General features: G+C 71.8%; 16 protein-coding genes. 10 read left to right on the forward strand and 6 right to left on the reverse strand.

Annotated elements, in window-relative coordinates; translation table 11 throughout:
• Positions 1-41 precede the first annotated feature (41 nt).
• A complete protein-coding gene (locus tag Q9R26_RS03355; protein WP_311226536.1) occupies positions 42-1,265 on the forward strand; it encodes a polysaccharide pyruvyl transferase family protein in 1,224 nt (407 codons plus the stop codon).
• Positions 1,266-1,394: 129 nt separating this feature from the next.
• Complete coding sequence (locus Q9R26_RS03360) at positions 1,395-1,622, forward strand: hypothetical protein (protein ID WP_182065840.1); 228 nt, start codon at positions 1,395-1,397, stop codon at positions 1,620-1,622.
• A gap of 6 nt (positions 1,623-1,628) precedes the next feature.
• Here Q9R26_RS03360 and Q9R26_RS03365 read toward each other — a convergent pair whose 3' ends face one another.
• Positions 1,629-2,573 (reverse strand): GH25 family lysozyme, encoded by a 945-nt coding sequence (locus tag Q9R26_RS03365; protein ID WP_311226537.1) that lies wholly within the window; start codon positions 2,571-2,573, stop codon positions 1,629-1,631.
• Between the two features lie 136 nt (positions 2,574-2,709).
• The gene (locus Q9R26_RS03370) at positions 2,710-3,987 is read right to left on the reverse strand and encodes an acyltransferase (RefSeq protein WP_182065841.1); all 1,278 of its coding nucleotides are present in this window, start codon (positions 3,985-3,987) and stop codon (positions 2,710-2,712) included.
• A 106-nt stretch (positions 3,988-4,093) separates the two neighbouring features.
• Here Q9R26_RS03370 and Q9R26_RS03375 point away from each other — a divergent pair, with 106 nt between their 5' ends.
• Positions 4,094-5,965, forward strand: coding sequence for a glycosyltransferase family 39 protein (locus Q9R26_RS03375; protein WP_209135119.1), 1,872 nt, complete (start codon positions 4,094-4,096; stop codon positions 5,963-5,965).
• A 111-nt stretch (positions 5,966-6,076) separates the two neighbouring features.
• On the forward strand, positions 6,077-7,108 hold the full coding sequence (locus Q9R26_RS03380; RefSeq protein ID WP_182065843.1) for a lysylphosphatidylglycerol synthase domain-containing protein: 1,032 nt from the start codon (positions 6,077-6,079) through the stop codon (positions 7,106-7,108).
• 294 nt (positions 7,109-7,402) lie between these two features.
• On the opposite strand, the gene Q9R26_RS03385 is transcribed toward Q9R26_RS03380, so the two are convergent.
• Positions 7,403-8,959, reverse strand: coding sequence for a DUF2142 domain-containing protein (locus Q9R26_RS03385; protein ID WP_182065844.1), 1,557 nt, complete (start codon positions 8,957-8,959; stop codon positions 7,403-7,405).
• A 15-nt stretch (positions 8,960-8,974) separates the two neighbouring features.
• Positions 8,975-9,463 (reverse strand): GtrA family protein, encoded by a 489-nt coding sequence (locus Q9R26_RS03390; RefSeq protein ID WP_182065845.1) that lies wholly within the window; start codon positions 9,461-9,463, stop codon positions 8,975-8,977.
• Between the two features lie 113 nt (positions 9,464-9,576).
• Between Q9R26_RS03390 and Q9R26_RS03395 the strand changes: the two genes are divergently transcribed.
• The 6 genes from Q9R26_RS03395 (at position 9,577) to Q9R26_RS03420 (ending at position 15,589) form a co-directional block, all read left to right on the forward strand.
• A complete protein-coding gene (locus Q9R26_RS03395; protein ID WP_311226538.1) occupies positions 9,577-10,713 on the forward strand; it encodes a 5-(carboxyamino)imidazole ribonucleotide synthase in 1,137 nt (378 codons plus the stop codon).
• A gap of 222 nt (positions 10,714-10,935) precedes the next feature.
• A complete protein-coding gene (locus Q9R26_RS03400; RefSeq protein WP_311226539.1) occupies positions 10,936-12,591 on the forward strand; it encodes a glycoside hydrolase family 6 protein in 1,656 nt (551 codons plus the stop codon).
• A gap of 60 nt (positions 12,592-12,651) precedes the next feature.
• Positions 12,652-13,749, forward strand: coding sequence for a glycosyltransferase (locus Q9R26_RS03405; RefSeq protein ID WP_311226540.1), 1,098 nt, complete (start codon positions 12,652-12,654; stop codon positions 13,747-13,749).
• Positions 13,750-13,803: 54 nt separating this feature from the next.
• Complete coding sequence (gene purE, locus Q9R26_RS03410; protein ID WP_182065864.1) at positions 13,804-14,271, forward strand: 5-(carboxyamino)imidazole ribonucleotide mutase; 468 nt, start codon at positions 13,804-13,806, stop codon at positions 14,269-14,271.
• A gap of 40 nt (positions 14,272-14,311) precedes the next feature.
• Positions 14,312-14,584 carry a hypothetical protein gene (locus tag Q9R26_RS03415; protein WP_311226541.1) on the forward strand — a complete coding sequence of 91 codons (273 nt, stop codon included), beginning with the start codon at positions 14,312-14,314 and terminating at the stop codon, positions 14,582-14,584.
• A 237-nt stretch (positions 14,585-14,821) separates the two neighbouring features.
• Positions 14,822-15,589 (forward strand): family 16 glycosylhydrolase, encoded by a 768-nt coding sequence (locus tag Q9R26_RS03420; RefSeq protein ID WP_311226542.1) that lies wholly within the window; start codon positions 14,822-14,824, stop codon positions 15,587-15,589.
• Between the two features lie 13 nt (positions 15,590-15,602).
• Here the strand turns inward: Q9R26_RS03420 and Q9R26_RS03425 are convergent, their stop codons facing one another.
• Positions 15,603-16,745 (reverse strand): glycosyltransferase family 1 protein, encoded by a 1,143-nt coding sequence (locus Q9R26_RS03425; RefSeq protein WP_182065850.1) that lies wholly within the window; start codon positions 16,743-16,745, stop codon positions 15,603-15,605.
• A 190-nt stretch (positions 16,746-16,935) separates the two neighbouring features.
• Complete coding sequence (gene rfbD / locus Q9R26_RS03430; RefSeq protein WP_182065851.1) at positions 16,936-17,787, reverse strand: dTDP-4-dehydrorhamnose reductase; 852 nt, start codon at positions 17,785-17,787, stop codon at positions 16,936-16,938.
• Positions 17,788-17,793 lie beyond the last annotated feature (6 nt).

Here is a 17,793-nt window from a genome sequence, read left to right on the forward strand (position 1 = left end):
TTCCGGGGCTGGCGGTGGACGGTCCGGTAGGCTCTCCACCCGTGCGCGTACTGATCCACAATAGCGATTCGCCCCACAACCGCGGGGACCGGGCGATCCTCGCCGGCAACGTCGAGCTCGTCCGCCGCCGGTGGCCGGACGCCGAGATCGTCTCCCTGTCCCAGTACCCCGAGCGGGACGCCGCGTGGTTCGGGATCCGGTTCCTGCCGGTCTCCCCGTACAGCACCGGCATCGGCGACCTGTTCGCGCTGCTCCGTGCCGCCCGCGGCGCCGACGTGGTGCTGTGGGGCGGCGGCGAGATCCTCAAGGACTACACGAACAAGCTCGGCCTCGTGTACTGGTTCGGCAAGATGCTGCTCGTCCGTGCGGTCAACAAGCACCTCGTCGGGGCGTTCCAGGGCATCGGCCCGACCACCGCCGGGGTCAGCAAGCGACTGATCCGTGCCACCGTGGACCTCTGCAGCGCGTTCGCCGTCCGCGACGACGAGTCCCGCGAGAAGCTCCTGTCCTGGGGCGTGAAGACACCGATCGTGTCGTCCTTCGACCCCGCGGTCGTCGGGACGGTCACGCCGCCCGACGCGGACGTGCTCGAGCGGCTCGAGCGCACCACGGGCCTGACGGCCGAGCAGCTCGAGGGCTCGATCGGCTTCGGCGTCCGTCGCTGGTTCCACTACAAGCGCAGCGGCTGGATCCCGTTCCGCTTCCTGCCGAAGCGCTTCCGCCAGACCGGTGTCGACAGCGACAAGCTCGTGACCTACCGGCAGGCCGTCGCCGACCTCGCCGATCGTGTGATCGACCGCTGGGACGCCGACGTCGTGTTCTACCCGATGCACATGGAAGCGTCCGAGGGCGACGCCGCCTTCGCCCGCGAGGTCATCGCGCTGATGCGGCACGCCGACCGCACCCACGTGGTCGAGGCCGACGCGTTCTCGCCGTCCGAGTACGCCGGTCTGATGTCGCGCAGCCGCCTGTTCCTGGCGAGCCGCCTGCACTCCGCGATCGTCGCGACCATCGCCGGGGTCCCCGCCGCGGTCCTCTACTACGTCGACAAGGGTCGGCTGTTCTTCGAGCAGATGGGCCAGCAGGCCTACTCGAAGCCGATCGAGGCCGCACTCGAGCCCACGTTCGTCGACGACGTCACGGCGCAGCTCGAGGCGCTCGACGCGGACCGCGACGCGGTCCGCGCGCAGCTCGCGCAGGGCGTGGCCCGCATGGCGACCGCCCTCGACGCCGACTTCGCCGAGGCGACGCGCGACGTCCGCTGACACCGTGCGCTGACACGGCGGGTGCGAACGCGCGCCCGTGCCGGACAGGAGGCCCGTGGCGACACCGCCACGGGCCTCCTGTCCGTTCGTGGTGGCGGAGCGCCGGGGGCGCGCCCCTAGGCTGACGACATGAGCGAACGTCGAGCCCTCACCATCGCCGGCGGCGTCACCGCCGCCCTCGGCGGAGCCGTCTCCGGAACCGGGGCGCTGATCCTGACCGTGTCCGCCGCGACCGGCGGGAGCTTCCCGTTCGGCGCGGCGTTCCTCGTCTTCGCGGGTGGGCCGTTCCTGCTCGTCGGCGCGGTGCTGTTCGCCGTCGGCTGGTGGCAGGGCCGTCGGTCGCAGCGCCGTCCCTGACGGGCGTCAGCTCGTCCGGGACGCGAAGCGCTTCAGGTACGTGATGTCGTTGCGGTAGACGTCCTGGTCCCCGGGGAGCGTGCCGCTGGCCGCCCACTGCCAGAAGGTCCACTTCGACCAGCTGCGTCCGAGGGTGCCGGGGGTGGTGAAGTTCTTCTCCGGGTAGATCGCGACGAACAACGGGTTCTTCGAGAACTGGTTGCTGTTGTTCGTGCAGCGCTTCCACCAGTCGGTCGTGGTGTAGATCGCGGGGTACCGGCCCGTCTTGGCGACGACGGTCCTGTTGAAGTCCTTGATCCAACTCCGCATCGACGACCACGACTTGCCGTAGCAGGTGCCCTGGGCAGCGCTGCCGTACTCGATGTCGAGCAGCGGTGGCAGGGTCTTGCCGTCCTTGCTCCACTGGCCGCCGTGGGCGAAGAAGTAGTTCGCGGTCGCGGCGCCGCTGGCCTGGCTCGGCTGTGCGTAGACGTAGCCGCCGCGGTACAGGTTGCGCTGCTTGGCGGTGGCGTACTGCTGCTTGTAGGTGGAACTGACGTACGAGGTGCCCTCGGTCGCCTTCACGTACACGAACCGGGCGCCGTTGCGGTAGGCCTGCAGGAAGTTGACGCTCGGCTGCCACGCGCTGATGTCGAAGCCCTGCACCCGGCCGGGGGGTGGCTTGCCTGCGGTGGCGGCAGCGGCCGACGAGCTGAGGGACTGTGCGCTCACCCCGCCGCCCGAGGTCGCGTCGGGGGAGGTCGTCACGTGGGTCTCACCGGCGTGGGCGGCGATGCCGGCACCCATCGTGTGGTTACCGGTGCGGTCCATCTCGGCGATGGAGAGCTGCTGGCCGGTGTCGGCGGGTTCCGTCGCGGTCGCGCCGACCGCCGGGCCGCTGCCGAAGGTGATGGCCCCGGCGACGGCGGCAGCGGTGCCGAGCCCGAGGATCCTGCTGATGGGTGCGCGCATGTGGTCTCGTCTTCCCTGTCGAGATGCCGTGGGCCTGATCTCCCACGCCGCGGTCCGGGCGATGCTACCCGGCCTCGGCGACACCTGTCCGTGAGACGCACCCGGACGGCGTCGACCGCAGCGTCCCCTGTCGGGGCTAGCGGTCGGTGCGGGTGCGCTCGTCGTCCGTCTCGACCTCGGGCAGGCGACCCCGCGAGGAGACCTCGCGGGTGGCGTGCTTCTGCCGGCGGTTCAGGAAGTTGCGCTCCACGAGCCACCACATGCCGACGCAGATCGCCAGGGTGATCGGGATCACCACGAAGACCATCATCAGGAACTGCCACTTCGGGTAGAGGCCCATCGGCAGGAGCAGCAGGTTGCCGAGTCCGAGCAAGGGACTGTGGAAGAGGTAGATCGTGTACGACACGAGGCCGGCGAGCACGAAGGGCTTCCAGGCGAAGAACCGGGCGAGCCAGGTGTGCTGCCCGGTGACCGCCTTGCGCCCCATCCAGGTCAGCAGGATGCCGGCGAAGATGCCGAGGACGACCTCGGACGGCCAGGTCTGGTGCTGCCAGTAGTCGCGGTTGCGGAAGAAGACGAGGAGCATGCCCACGAACATCGCGGCCACGAACACGCCGCTCTGCCACCGCGGCCCGCCGAGCTTCGAGGTGTTCAGCTTGCCGGTCAGGTGCTCGTCACGGGCCTTCACCGTGAGCTCGGCCGCGAGCATGCCGACCGCGAAGAGGCCGACGAACCACGGGTGCATCCACGAGTAGCGGCTCTCGGAGCCCATCCACATGCCGATCAGGACCAGCGAGGACGCGGTCGCCCACCCACCGAAGACCTTCCAGAGCGGCAGGATCAGCAGCGGCATGAGGAAGTAGATCTGCCACTCGACGGCGACCGTCCACATCGGGCCGTTGATCTTGCCGATGTACTGCGGGAAGAAGTCGTGCACCAGGAAGAAGTGCGTGAGGAAGGTGCCCCAGCCCATCGGGAGCTTCGTGTCCCACTGGGTGCCGCCGGGCTGCCCCATCACCGGGACGAACAGGATGATGAGCGCGAAGACGACGAGCGACGCCCAGTACGGCGGGATGATCCGTCGGGCGCGGCGCCAGATGAACTTCCAGAAGCCGCCGGGCAAGCGGTAGCGGTCGAACCGGGTCACGACGGGCAGCATCAGGACGTAGCCGGACAGGACGATGAACAGCGGGACGCCGAGGTAGCCCCACCCGATGAACGGTCGGAGCCACGGCAGTTCGGTGGGCCCGGTGCCGGTCGTCCCGGTGAAGAGGTACGCGTGGTAGAACACCACGGCCAGGGCGGCGAGACCGCGGAGCCCGTCCAGGTACGGGAACTCGAGCCGACCCCCTGCGCGGGGAGCGGCCGCCGTCGGTTCGGCTGCGGATTCGGCTGCGCGGGTTTCGGTGGCCAACGAACGTCCTCGAGGTGGTCGGAGCGGGGTCCCCGGCAGTCTCCCACACGCCGAGCGGGGCTCGCGATCCGCCTCGGTGCGGTCCGACAAGCGAACGGATGTCATGATGAAGCACGTGACCGTGACGACGACCGCAGCACATCAGGCCACCCACGAGCCCGCACGGCCGCGTTCGGGGGCGGGTGCGCGACGGTACCGGCACGTCGTCGCGCCCCTGATCCTGGGCGTCCTCGTGGTGATCGGGGTCGCCCTGAGCGCCGCCGTGGCGTACCACAACCGCCTCGGCGTGACGAACGTCGACGGCATCTCCTACATGGGCATCGCGCGCGAGTACGCGAACGGCTGGCTGCCCGACGCGATCAACGCGTACTGGTCGCCGCTGGTCTCGTGGATGATGGCGCCGTTCATCGCCCTCGGCCTCGGCATGCAGACGGCCTTCGCGATCGTGAACTGCTTCGCCGTGGCCGTCGTGCTCGGCATCGGCGGGTGGCTCGTCTGGTCACAGAACCACCGCATCGTCCCCGCCGTGCTCTTCATGGTCACCGCGATCCCCGCCCTGATGAGCGCAGTGTCGGTGCAGACCCCGGACCTGCTCGTCGTCGCCTGGGTCGTCGGGTTCCTCTGGGCGCTCCGGTGGGCCGACCAGGCGCTGCACGGCTCGACGCGCGCACGGGTCGTCTCCGGCGCGGTCCTCGGCGTCGTCGCGGCGCTCGGGTACTTCACCAAGCTCTTCCTGCTGCCGGTGGCCGTCGGTGCCGTGATCCTCTGGTTGCTGCTGCGCGTCTGGTCCGCCCGCCGACGCCGTGAGCCCGTCCGGCACTGGTGGACGGCCCCGGTCGCCACGATCGTCGTGTTCGCCGTCGTGATCGCCCCGTGGGTCGGCGCGCTGACCGTCAAGTACGGCACGGTGACGCTCGGGTCGTCGCTGTCGGTCAACATCGGCTCGAAGTTCGACGACGGCGGCCGTGCCACGGACTGGCCGTTCCTGCCGGTCCCGCCCAACGACCACGCCTTCTCGCCCAACGAGGACTTCACCCCGTCGGTCTACAAGCAGGGCCCGATGGACAACCCGGACCCCGCCGTGGTGCCGCCGCCCACGCAGTCGACCACCGAGGACACCGCGCCGAAGGTCACGAAGGAGTCCGGCATCGCGGCCCGCGCCGGGTACTACCTGCACGAGCGCATGCTCGCTCTGCCGTACTACCTGCAGAAGATCAGCACCTTCGCCCCGTTCGCGGCGCCGATCGCCCTGCTCTTCGCGGCAGCCCTCGTCATCGGTGTCGTGCGGTTCCGCCGCTACGCGTTCACCTGCATCGTCGCGGCGACGACCCTGGTGTACTTCGTCGGCTACGGCATGATCACGTCGTCGTCGAGCGGCGGCGGCAACGCCCGGTACTACTGGCCGCTGTTCTACCTGACGGCGATGATCGGGGCGCTCATGCTGCCGGCCGTCTGGCGGCTGGTGCGCCGGCGGGGTGTCGTCCGGACGATCGTGGCGTGCGTCGCGATCGCGGTCGTGCCGATCGCCTCGTACACGCAGAACTGGTTCGGGTCCCCGGCGCCGTTCTACCCGTCGGTCAACCGCACCGAGGCGCTGCGCGTGTTCGGGCCGACCGACGTGCCGGAGATCGTCCGGCTCGCCGACCAGATCCGGGCGAGCGGCGCGCTGCCCGAGGACGCCACCGTCATCGGCTCGAACTACCGTTCGCTCTCCTCGCTCGCGTTCCTGACCGACACGCGTGTGTACGGTCGCTCAGGTCAGGGCTACACCTACCACTCGGACGCGATGCGCAACCTGTTCATCGACGAGGGCGTGCAGTACTTCGTGCAGTTCGACCCGGCGACCGCCCCGGCGCGCGACTACTCGGTGGCCGGGAAGCTGGTCGGCACGTACAACGCGACGATCTCGTGCAGCGCGGACCGCTCCACCGACCCGGAGATCCCCTGCCGCGTGCAGATCGTCAAGCTCGCCCGGTGACGCTCGACCGGTGACCGTGCCCGCGACCCGCTCCCCGCAGCAGCACCGCAGGGAGCGGCCCGCCCCACCGTCTACCATGACCTGAGCCCGTGACCTGAGCAGGAGACCCGTTTGTCCGCAAGCACCAGCGACACCCCCGCGCCCGAGGGGAAGCGTCCGTCGAAGCGACGACGGTTCCTCGGCAAGGCGATCCCCATCGTCTTCTACGTCCTGCTCGCGGTGTTCCTCGTGCTGTACCTGCGTGGCGTCGACTGGGGACAGCTCGCCGGGCTCGACTGGCAGTGGTCCTGGGTGGTCGTCGCGACCGTGATCAGCCTCGGGTTCCGCTACTGGGGCGTCGGGATCTGGTTCTACCTGCTGCGACGGCTCGGTGCCACCGGGCTCAAGGGCAGCGGCGTCACCCTGACGTACGTGTACGCGAAGTCGTGGATGGGCCGCTACATCCCCGGCGCCGCGACCTGGATCATCGGCAAGGTCTACTTCGCCTCGAAGCACGGCGTCTCGAAGGCGCGGCTCGGTGTGAGCGGCCTGCTCGAGGGCGCCCTGCAGATCGCCGCCACCCTGGCCCTGGCGCTCGTGCTGCTGCTCATCGACCCGCGCACGCACGACCTCGACCCGTGGTTGATCGTCCTGATGATCGCGGCGTTCGTCGGCTGCGTCGTCTGCCTGATCCCGCGCGTGTTCGTGTTCCTGATCGGCATCGCGCTGAAGATCCTGCGTCGCAAGCCGCTCGAGGCCGACGTCCGTCCGAACCTCGGCACGGTGCTCGGCGGTGCCGGGCTGTACGTCGCCGGCGCGGTGCTCTCGGGGACGGCCTACTACTTCATCACGCTGGCGGTGTACCCGTCGCTGAAGCTCTCCGATGCTGCGTTCGTGATCGGTGCGGCGAGCATGGCCTCGGCGATCAGCATGCTGGCCGTCTTCGCTCCCGGCGGGCTCGGCGTCCGCGAGGGCGTGCAGGCCCTCCTGCTGGCGCTCGTGATGCCGGTGCCGGTCGCCCTCGTGGTGGTCGTGGTCACCCGTATCTGGAGCCTGGCGGTCGACGGACTCTTCCTGCTCTGCGCCGCGGCACCCACGTGGTTCCGGCGCAACCGCCCGACCGACGACGCCTCAGCGGTCGAGGGCGGCGTGCCCGCCGCCTGACGCGCGTCGCGCGGCGTTCCGTGCGCAGTAATGGTCGGATCCGGATGACGGACCCGACCATTACTGCGCACGGAGTGGGCACGGGTCGCGCGCCACGACGGCCGAGCCTGGAGGGATGGTGCCAGCTGGCACCGGGCCTCCCGTCCGCCCCGTGGGGACGTCCACCCCACGCCGCGCGCCGTCCGCCGAGGGCCACGACGTGTCGTCTGGGGCCGCGTCCGCCGACGGTTCGCGACCCCTCGGGGCCGCACCTGCGGCAGGTCGTGCCGCCCCGGCGCTCCGCGGCCGGGCGTGTCAGCGGACGGGAACCGTCGTCGCCAGGGCCCGACGGTCGGCGCGCGTGACAAGCACGACCGACGCGACGAGGCCCACCGCGACCAGGGCCACGACGACGACGAGCACCGCGGGCGGCACGGGCCCGATCTCGGAGTACCGCAGCAGCCCGCGGCCCGTCACCGGGAACAGCGCCGCGTTCCAGAACCAGGCCGACGCCACCGCGAAGCCGTACACGCCCACCGCGGGCAGCACGACGGCCAGCGTCACCGCGGCCCAGGTGCGTGCCCGGCCGGCCGGCACCAGTCGTCGCCACGCGAGCGCGCTGAGCACGATCAGGCAGATGATCGCGGGGAAGTAGTACCGGCCCTGGGTGGCGGCGACCTCGGTGGTGGTGAGGTACGAGTGCGCGCTCGTGCGGTTCTGGATGCCGATCAGCAGCGCCGGGAACACGGCGAGGCACAGTGCCACCCGCAGGTCCGGCCCCCGGCGGAACGCCCAGCCGACGAGCACCACGAGGGCGACCAGGGTCAGGACGGCGGTGAGCAGGTCGCCGATGGTCACCTGGGCCCGACCGCCGAAGCTGCCCCAGAACGTGCGCGACAGGGTGCCCCAGCTGACGTCGAGGAAGTGTCCGAGCGTGGGGCTCTCGCCGGGCGGGAAGTCCTTCGGGGGCCGCATCGCCGTGTAGCCGTTCGGCTGGATCCGGCCGTACGAGACGACGTTGTGCAGCCACCACCAGGCACCGATGCCGCCGGAGACCGCCATCGTGACGACCGTGCGGACGATCCGGTGCCGCAGGGAGAGCACCCCCGCCCCCGCGAACAGCACCACCACCGCGACGAACGGCACCGCCGGCAACCCGGTGCCCTTGACCCAGACCAGGGCACCGAGGGCCACCGCCAGTGCGATCGTGGTGCGCCAGCGGGTGTCGCCGGTGAGCAGGCGGGTGGCGAGCCAGACGACGATCCCGGCGACCAGCAGCACCGGGGCGTCGTTCGAGAACGACGAGCCGATGGACGCGAGCTCGGGCGTCGCGAACACGGCGAGGGCCCCGATCAGCGCGGCGCGGGGGCTGCGGGTCACCCGGCGCACCGACGCCCAGGCGAGCAGGGGGAGCGCGGTGACGGCCAGCACGTCGGCCAGGCGGAGGGCGATGAACGCGTGGTCCCAGCGGAGCTCGCCGAAGTCGACGGCCCGGAGCACGGCGGCTCCGGCCAGGTAGGCGGTCGGCGGGTGCTGGGTCATCTGGTTGACCGTCGCCGAGGGTCCCGGGGCGTTCTGCAGCAGCTCGCTCACCGTCGACCACTCGTCGGACGGCTTCGTCGCCTGTTCGACCTTCGCGGCCTGCACGGCGTTGGTGACGTGCAGCTCGCCGGGGGCCGCCCACTCGTCACCGAGGGCGACGTGCACGGCGGCGTCGATGTGCGCGGTCTCGTCCGGGGCCTCGAACACCGGGACGAGCAACGCCCACGCCACCAGCCAGAGCCCGAAGGTCGCCGTGACCACCGCGATCGCGACACGTTCCCAGCGCGCGGTGCGGGGTGGGGTGGGGGTGGTGGTCGTCTCGGCCGTCACCCCACCGATCCTAGGTCAGGCGTCGTGGGGGACCCGCGGCCCGTCGGACACCGACTCGTCGGCGGCGATCGGCTGCGTGGCCGTGCGCTCGGGGTGGTAGACCCAGACCTTGTAGAGCCAGAACCGGAAGACCGTGCCGAGCACGAGCCCGATGACGTTCGCGACGTTGTCGGCGAGCACCGAGGTGAGCCCCATCGCGTAGTGCGACACCCCGAGGCAGGCGAGCGCGATGACCATGCCGCCGAGCGACACGACGACGAACTCGACGCCCTCGCGGGTGGCCACGGCGCGACGCTGCTCGCGGAACGTCCAGTACCGGTTGCCCATCCAGTTCACGAAGATCGCCACGACGGTGGAGATGACCTTCGCCCAGAACGGTCCCGAGTGGACGTCCTCGGGGTCCAGGACGGTGATGCGCAGCACGTTGAACACCGTGGTGTCCACGACGAAGCCGACGGCACCGACGACGCCGAAGCGTGCCAGCTGGGCGATGAGGCGCCGCACGAGCCCTCCAGGATCCGTAGAGTTGTGACCGGTCGTGCAGAGCGCGACCCGAACAGCGATTGTAGACAACGCGTTCCCACCGCACGGTGGGAACGCCGGAAGGATCACACAGCATGGCGTTGCGCGTCGGGGTCATCGGTGGAGGGCAGCTGGCACGGATGATGGTGCCGGCCGCGGTCGAACTCGGGGTCGACATCCGGGTGCTCGCCGAGGGACCGGGCATGTCCGCCGCGATCGCCGCCACCGCGGAGGGCGACTACCACGACGCCGACACGGTGCTCGAGTTCGCCCGACAGGTCGACGTCGTGACCTTCGACCACGAGCACGTGCCGCAGGACGTCCTGCGCAGCCTCGTCGACGCGGGCGTGTCGGTCCACCCCGGACCGGACGCGCTGGCCGTCGCCCAGGACAAGATCACCATGCGTCGCCGGCTGAGCGAACTCGGGCTGCCGGTGCCCGACTGGGCCGCCGTGCACGGGCCCGACGAACTCCGCGCGTTCCTGGCGGACCACGATGGCCGTGCCGTCGTCAAGACGCCGCGGGGCGGGTACGACGGCAAGGGCGTCCGGGTCGTCTCCGACGCGTCCGACGTCGACGACTGGTTCATCGCCGTGGCCGAGGCCGGCGGCGACCAGGCCCTCCTGGTCGAGGAGCTCGTCCCCTTCACCCGCGAGCTCGCGCAGTCCGTGGCACGCCGTCCCTCCGGGCAGGTGGTCGCCTGGCCGCTCGTCGAGACCGTGCAGCGCGACGGGGTCTGCGCCGAGGTCATCGCACCCGCCCCGGACAGCGCCGGCCGGGTCGCCGACCTGACCGAGTCGATCGCCGTCCGCATCGCGGAGGAACTCGGTGTCACCGGTGTGCTGGCGGTCGAGCTGTTCCAGACCGACGACGAGCGCATCCTGATCAACGAGCTCGCGATGCGTCCGCACAACACCGGGCACTGGACGATCGACGGCGCCACCACGAGCCAGTTCGAGCAGCACCTGCGGGCCGTCCTCGACCTGCCGCTCGGAGCCACCGGATCGTTCGCCCCCGCGGCCGTCATGGTCAACGTGCTCGGCGGACCCGCAGACGGCGACCTCGCCGCCCGGTACCCCGCAGCGCTCCGAGCGTTCCCCGAGGCGAAGTACCACTTCTACGGCAAGGCCCCGCGGCCCGGCCGGAAGATCGGGCACGTCACGGTGCTCGGCGACGACGTCGACGACGTCGTTTACCGCGCCCGCGCTGCCGCGGCCCACTTCGACGACTGAGACGGTGTCCGCCACACCGGGTCGCGTCCGCGACGTGACCGGCTGACGGACGGGAGGCCCGTGGCGACGCCGCCACGGGCCTCCCGTCCGTCGATCGTGCGGGACACACTCGTCGGTCGCTCTGCGGACACCCCATCGGGTGGCACCCGCTCGGGAGGCTGGCGGGGGCCGGGAGCGCGTGTTCCCCTGGAACAGTCCGTGCCCACCGTCCAGGGAGTCTCCATGCGCCGCCGTCCGCGTCGTGCCGCCGTCTTCGGTGCAACCGTCGCCCTCGTCGCAGCCGTCGCCGGCCTGCTGCCGACCGTGACCGCTTCCGCAGCGACCTCGGCCTCGACCATCCGCTCGGCCACGTCGGCGTCGCTCTACGGCGCCGGGCCGTACCGGTCGCCCACGAGCGAGGCCGCGAAGGCGCAGGCCGCTCTCGCCGCCACCGAACCGGCCGGGGCTGCTGCGGCGGCGAAGATCGCCGGCTACCCCGTCGCCACCTGGCTCGGCGACTGGAGCCAGGGGACGCAGCTGACCAAGACGATCAGCACCGCCCTCACCGGTGCCGAGCAGTCCGGCACCACCCCCGTGTTCGTGCTCTACGCGATCCCCGACCGTGACTGCGGCGGGTACTCCGCCGGCGGTTTCGACGAGAGGTCCTACGACGCCTGGGTCGACCAGGTCACCGCGGCGCTCGCCGGGCACCGCGCGGCGGTCATCGTCGAACCGGACTCCCTCGCGATGCTCAGCAACGCCGCGTGCAGCACCGCGCTCGACGAGCAGCGCTACCGGATCCTGTCGCGCACCGTCGCCGGGCTGACCGCCGCCGGGGTCCCCGCCTACCTGGATGCCGGCAACTCGAACTGGGTGCAGCCCGCGCTGATGGCGTCGCGGCTGAACAGTGCGGGCGTGCAGCAGGCCCGTGGGTTCTTCACGAACGTCGCGAACTACTACCCGACCGCGCAGGAGCAGGCGTACGCGCAGAAGGTGTCCGCCGCCACCGGGGGGTCGCACTACGTGATCGACACCTCGCGCAACGGGCAGGGCTGGCGCGGCACCTGGTGCAACGGGCCGGGCGCCGGGCTGGGCACCTCGCCCCGGGTGGTGTCCGACGGCACGGCGCTCGACGCCCTGCTGTGGGTCAAGACCCCCGGCGCGAGCGACGGCACCTGCAACGGGGCCCCGGCCGCCGGCAAGTGGTTCTCGACCTACGCGCAGGCGCTCGTCGCGAACGCACGCCTGGGCGTGGCCGCCGCCGACCTGACGCCCCGTGGCACGCTCGAGACCGTCGCCGGGGCCGGCGGCGGCGTCCGCGTGTCCGGGTGGGCCTACGACGAGGACGACCCCACGCAGCCCGTGCGGGTCCGTGCCACCGTCGACGGTGTCTCGGCTGGCGTGACCACCGCTTGGCTCGACCGGCCCGACGTCGACGCACGCTCCGGCGTCGGTGCGACCCACGGCTTCGACGTCGTCGTGCCGGCAGCGGCCGGCGCTCGCCGCGTCTGCGTCACCGCGGTGAACATCGGCGCGGGATCGGACACCCCGCTCGGGTGCTCGACCGTCCGCGCGTACCGGCACGACCCGTACGCCGCACTGGAGTCCGCCACGGCCGCGACCCGGGGCATCGCGGTGCGCGGCTGGGCGTTCGACGGCGACGCGGTGGCCTCGGCGAGCCGGGTGGCGATCACCGTCGACGGCAAGCGGGTGACGTCGCTGGACGCCGGCCGCAAGCGTGCGGACGTGGACGCGACCTGGGGCTCCGGTGCGTCGCACGGTTTCGCGGGCACCGTCCGGGCGGCGGCCGGCAAGCACACCGTCTGCGCGATCGTCCACAACACCGGGAGCGGAGTGGACCGCAGGGCGTCGCCGTGCCGGACGGTGACGGTGCGCTGAAGCGGCGGCACCGTTCGCGAGTGACCTCGCACGCTGCGAGGCATGCGAGAGGATGGGGGCATGCCGCGTGATCTCGTCCGCCGGGCCGCCCGACGCCTGCGCCGCGCCGTCGCCGGTGCCCCACCGCAGCCGGCGCCCCTGCCCGTCCTCGGGTACGTCGTCGCCGGTGGTGGGGGCGCGCACCCGGCCTCGGCACACGTCCGTGTCGTCCGCCGCACCGAGCACCTGGCGGCGAGCGGCACCGCAGAGGTGCGTCAGGTCGACCCGGTAGCGTTCGTCGACGGCTCCGACCAGACGCCGTACGCCGCGCTCCTGGTGCAGCGGGACATCCTTCCCCGGGACGGTGTGCAGCCCTTCCTGGCAACCGCCGCCTCCCGGGGCATCCGTGTCGTGGCCGAGGTCGACGACGACTTCTTCACCGAGTCCGGACGCGCGCGTCTGGCCCGCGCCGAGTACGACCCCGACCGGCTCGCCTCGATCGACGCCCTGGTGCGCGGTGCCGACACCGTCGTCGTGAGCACGCCCGAACTCGCCGACGTGGTCCGTCCGGTCGCGCGGGACGTCGTCGTCGTGCCGAACGCCCTCGACCCGGCGATCTGGACTGCCGGCGCACCGGCGGAGGACGACGAGCGGCCCGCGGGGGAGCACCGGGTGCTGTACATGGGCACGCTCACCCACGCCGCGGACCTCGAGCTCCTGCGTGGCGTCTTCGCCGACCTCGCCACCGCCGACGGCACCCCGATCCGGCTCGAGGTCATCGGGGTGACCGAGGAAGGCGGCGCCGACTGGTTCCGCCGGGTCGAGGTCCCAGACGGGCACTACCCGGCGTTCTCCCGATGGCTCGTGGCGCACCGGCAGCGTTGGCGGGCGGGCGTCGCGCCGCTCCGCGACGAGGAGTTCAACCGAGCGAAGAGCGACCTGAAGTTCCTCGAGTACACCGCGCTCGGACTGCCGGCCGTGGTGTCCGACCGTCCGTCCTACGCCGTCGCACGGGGCCACGGGGCCGTGGCCGTGCCGGACGACGTGCAGGCGTGGCGGGACGCCGTCCGCACCGCCGTCGACCGTGGCCGGGCCGACGAGGGGGCGGCGCGCTGGGTCGCCGAGGACCGCACGATCGGCCGTGACGGCGACACCTGGCGACGGGTGCTGCTCGGCTAGGCTCGTCGCGTGACCGCCACCGCCGCACCCGCACAGCCGCTCGTCTCGATCATCATGGGGTCGGACTCCGACTGGCCGACGATGCGGGCCGCAGCGGACATCCTCACCGAACTCGGCATCCCGTTCGAGGCGGACGTCGTGTCGGCGCACCGCACCCCGGACAAGATGACCCGCTTCGCCCGCGGCGCCGCCGACCGTGGCATCCGGGTCGTCATCGCCGGGGCCGGCGGGGCGGCGCACCTGCCGGGCATGGTGGCCTCGATGACGACGCTCCCGGTGATCGGTGTCCCGGTGCAGCTCGCGCGTCTCGACGGCCTCGACTCGCTGCTCTCGATCGTGCAGATGCCGGCGGGGATCCCGGTCGCGACGATGGCGATCAACGGTGCCGCCAACGCCGGTCTGCTGGCCGCGCGCATCATCGGCTCCTCGGAGCCGCCCGTCGCCGCTCGCCTGACCGACTACGCCGACGGGCTCGAGCGCCTGGTCGAGGAGAAGGCGGCGCGCCTCCGCGACTCGCTCTGAGGTCGCCGCTGCGGGGTCCGAGCCGCGCTACGGTAGCGGGATGCGCCGCGCCGTCCCCGTTCTCGTCCTCGCCGTGGTCGCCGTGGTCGCCGCGGTGGTCTGCGTGGTCGCTGCGGGCGCGGCCGGTCCGATGAACCCCGTGGCGGGGTGGTTCCGTGGCGCGGGCCAGGACGTCGTGGCGACGAAGTCGCAGTTCGACTCGTGGTTCGCGGCGCTCCACGTCGCCGAGGCCGCAGCGGTCGTCGCCGTCCTCGCCGTGGTGGCCGCCGTCGTGGTCGCCGTGGTCGCTCGACGCCGTCGCGCACGGCCCTGACCCCACCACGCGACGTCTGCGCGCGGCTGATCCGAACGATGCGGATGCCACGCCACGCCCACTGACCAGGACTTCTTGCCCGACGGCTGATCCTCACGCAAGACCCGTGTACTGGGGGTGCGCAGTCGTGTCAACCCCCGGGCGCAGATTGTGGACAGCAACTACCGTGAACGCCGGGCAGTCGAGATCCGACCGCCCGTCACCCACGGGAACGGGTGTGAACAGTCACGTCAGGGAGTGACCGACCTCATGCAGAAGCGCACCACCAGGAGGGCCGCACTCGCCGTCGTGCTCCTCGGAGCAGCACTCGTCGCCGGACCGCTCGGTCAGGGGACCGCAGCGACCGCCAGCTCGGCACCGCTCGGCGACGTCGGGAACTTCAAGCAGACCTTCCGCGAGCAGTTCAGCACCGCGGCGAGCGCCAAGGGCGCCTTCGCCAAGAAGTACGCGAACTCGTGGCAGCCGTACCCGGACGGGACCGGCGGCATGTACTACTCGGGTTCGCAGATCAGCTCGCACAACGGGTACATGGACGTCAAGCTCGACGGCAAGCACGGCGCCGCCGGCACCTTCGGCACCCCGACGGGAGCCTGGGGCCACAAGGGCGGCAAGTTCATCGTCCGCGCCAAGGCCACGGGCGGGGCCGGCAACGGCGCGGCCTTCATGCTCTGGCCGTCGTCCGACCGGTGGGCCGACGGGGAGATCGACTACCCCGAGGCCAACTTCGACCAGCAGCCGATGCTGCACCACCACTCGATGATCGCGGGCCAGGAGGCCAACGCGACGAGCATGAGCACCGGCGTCTCGTGGCGATCGTGGCACACGTACTCGATCGAGTGGGTGCCCGGGAAGTCCGTGCGGTACCGCCTCGACGGCAAGGTGATCAAGACGATCACCACCCACGTGCCGAAGACCGCGCACCGGTACATGTTCCAGGTGGGCGACTGGGGCGACGCCGGTCACCTGTACATCGACTGGGTCAGCACCTACACGTACAGGGGCTGACGCGCTCCGACCGTCAGAGGTCGGCGTGCAACTGCCAGGTCTCCGCGGCGGAGTCGGACCAGTCGTACATGCGTGCGCGGTCCGGCCCCGCGACGGCGAGCTGGCTGGCCAGGTGCGGGTCGTTCACGACCTGGTATACCGCCTGTGCGAGCCGTGCCGGGTAGGACTCCCGCGGTGACCGGGCCACGGTGACGCCGGCGTCCGAGGCGACCTCCGCCACGGCGGGATCGTCGGAGTGGATCACCGGGGTGCCGAAGCTCATCGCCTCGACCACGGGCAGGCCGAAGCCCTCGGCGAGGCTGGGGAACACGAACACGGTCGCACGGTCGTAGACCACCGCGAGGTCCGCGTCGTCGATGCGGCCGAGGACCTTCACCCGGTCGCGGGACAGGCCCGCGCGCTCCGCGGTGCCGTACACGTCGACGTCGCCCCAGCCGTCCGGACCGGAGATGACCAGGGGCACGTCGCCGGGGGCGTCCGGGTGGGCCATCGCCTCGATCAGGGACGCGAGGGCCTTGCGCGGTTCGAGCGTGCCGACCGCGAGCACGTAGCGGTCGGGCAGGCCGAGGCGCTCGGCGCGCAGGTCGGCGTCGACGGGCAGGCGGAGGCGTCCGCTCGGCGCGCCGCCGATCACGCGGAGCCGGTCGTCGAACCGGTGGATCTCGTTCAGCGCCCCCGCCACGGCGTGGGTCGGCACCACGACGGCGTCGGCGTGCTTCCACGCCCGCTTCACCATCGCCTTGTGGAAGTGGACGCCGCGCGGCGTCAGCGTCTCGGGGTTGGTCCACGGCACCACGTCGTGGACGGTCACCACGGTCTGCCGACCCGGGTCCTGGAAACGGTCGTGCTTGACCAGTGGTGCGAGCACGCTCGGCGCGTGCACCATGCCCTTCGCGATGCCGCCCACGAACCCGCCCTGCCAGGCGAGCGACAGCTCGCGACGCGGCAGCGGCAGTCGCTGCAGGTCGGACAGCCCGGGCAGGAGCGTCCGCAGGTGCGCCATCTCGTCGGACCCGACGGCGGAGACCACACCCGCGACCTCGCAGCCGCTCGGCGCGTGCTCGACGAGGTGACGTGCGAGCTCCTCGGCGTAGCGCCCGATGCCGCCCGGCACGGGCGCGACGATCTGGTCGACGATGACGTGGAGGGTGGTCATGGTGCTGTGCTCCTCGTCGTGGTTCGTGGACCCGTGGGCAGGGGGCCGAGGGCCGGCCCCGCGCTCGGCTGCCCGACACTACCAGGGTGGTCCCGGCGCCCCCTGGGCGCGGTCGGTGGTCGGACAGGAGGCGCGGGTCGGGTCCGCGGTGTGCGGGAACCGACCCGCGCCTCCGGGTCGAGAGCCGTGCCTACGCGGTCAGCGCACCCGCCGCGACCGCAGCGTGCAACGCGTCGCGCCAGTCGCGCATCGGCGCGAGTCCGGCGCGTGACCAGCCGTCGTGCCCGAGCACGCTGTACGCCGGACGCGGTGCCGGTCGGACGAACGCGGCGCTGTCCGTGGGCAGCACGCGCTCCGGGTCGAGCCCGAGTTCGCGGTAGATGGCCTGCGTGAAGTCGAACCAGGAACCCTGGCCGGCGTTCGTGCCGTGGTACGTGCCCGCAGGGGCGTCCACGTCGACGAGTTCGACGATCCGTGCGGCGAGGTCGCCCGTCCACGTCGGCTGGCCGACCTGGTCGGTGACGACGCTGACGGTGTCGTGCGACCCCGCGAGCCGGAGCATGGTCGCGGCGAAGTTCGGCCCGTGCGCGCCGTAGATCCACGCGGTGCGGACGACGTACGAGGTGTCCGGAGCGATCGCACGGACGAACGCCTCGCCGGCGGCCTTCGTGCGGCCGTAGGCGTTGATCGGGTCGGTCGGCGCGTCCTCGGCGTAGGGCGCGGTGCCGTTGCCGTCGAAGACGTAGTCGGTCGACACGGTGACGAGCTTCGCGCCGTGGCGGACCGACGCTTCGGCCAGCAGCTTCGGCCCCGTCGCGTTGACCGCGTGGGCGTCGTCCTCGTGGTCTTCCGCGTCGTCGACCTTCGTGTAGGCGGCCGAGTTGATCACGACGTCGTGTCCGGCGACGGCAGCGTCCACCGCGGCCGGGTCGGTGATGTCGAGGTCGGCCCGCGACAGCGCGGTGACGTCGCGGCCGGCGAGTGCGGCCTGGAGGTCCTGACCGAGCATGCCGGCGGCGCCGGTGATGAGGTACCTGGTCACGGTGTG

The organism is Curtobacterium sp. BRB10 (assembly GCF_031844325.1).
Lineage (GTDB): Bacteria > Actinomycetota > Actinomycetes > Actinomycetales > Microbacteriaceae > Curtobacterium > Curtobacterium poinsettiae_A.

What these genes read in the sequence shown, in the direction of transcription:
- Q9R26_RS03360 (WP_182065840.1), top strand. Translation starts at nt 1,395, where the DNA reads ATGAGCGAACGTCGAGCCCTCACCATCGCCGGCGGCGTCACCGCCGCC.
- Q9R26_RS03365 (WP_311226537.1), bottom strand. Translation starts at nt 2,573, where the DNA reads ATGCGCGCACCCATCAGCAGGATCCTCGGGCTCGGCACCGCTGCCGCC.
- Q9R26_RS03375 (WP_209135119.1), top strand. Translation starts at nt 4,094, where the DNA reads ATGAAGCACGTGACCGTGACGACGACCGCAGCACATCAGGCCACCCAC.
- Q9R26_RS03395 (WP_311226538.1), top strand. Translation starts at nt 9,577, where the DNA reads ATGGCGTTGCGCGTCGGGGTCATCGGTGGAGGGCAGCTGGCACGGATG.
- Q9R26_RS03400 (WP_311226539.1), top strand. Translation starts at nt 10,936, where the DNA reads ATGCGCCGCCGTCCGCGTCGTGCCGCCGTCTTCGGTGCAACCGTCGCC.
- Q9R26_RS03405 (WP_311226540.1), top strand. Translation starts at nt 12,652, where the DNA reads ATGCCGCGTGATCTCGTCCGCCGGGCCGCCCGACGCCTGCGCCGCGCC.
- purE (WP_182065864.1), top strand. Translation starts at nt 13,804, where the DNA reads ATGGGGTCGGACTCCGACTGGCCGACGATGCGGGCCGCAGCGGACATC.
- Q9R26_RS03415 (WP_311226541.1), top strand. Translation starts at nt 14,312, where the DNA reads ATGCGCCGCGCCGTCCCCGTTCTCGTCCTCGCCGTGGTCGCCGTGGTC.
- Q9R26_RS03425 (WP_182065850.1), bottom strand. Translation starts at nt 16,745, where the DNA reads ATGACCACCCTCCACGTCATCGTCGACCAGATCGTCGCGCCCGTGCCG.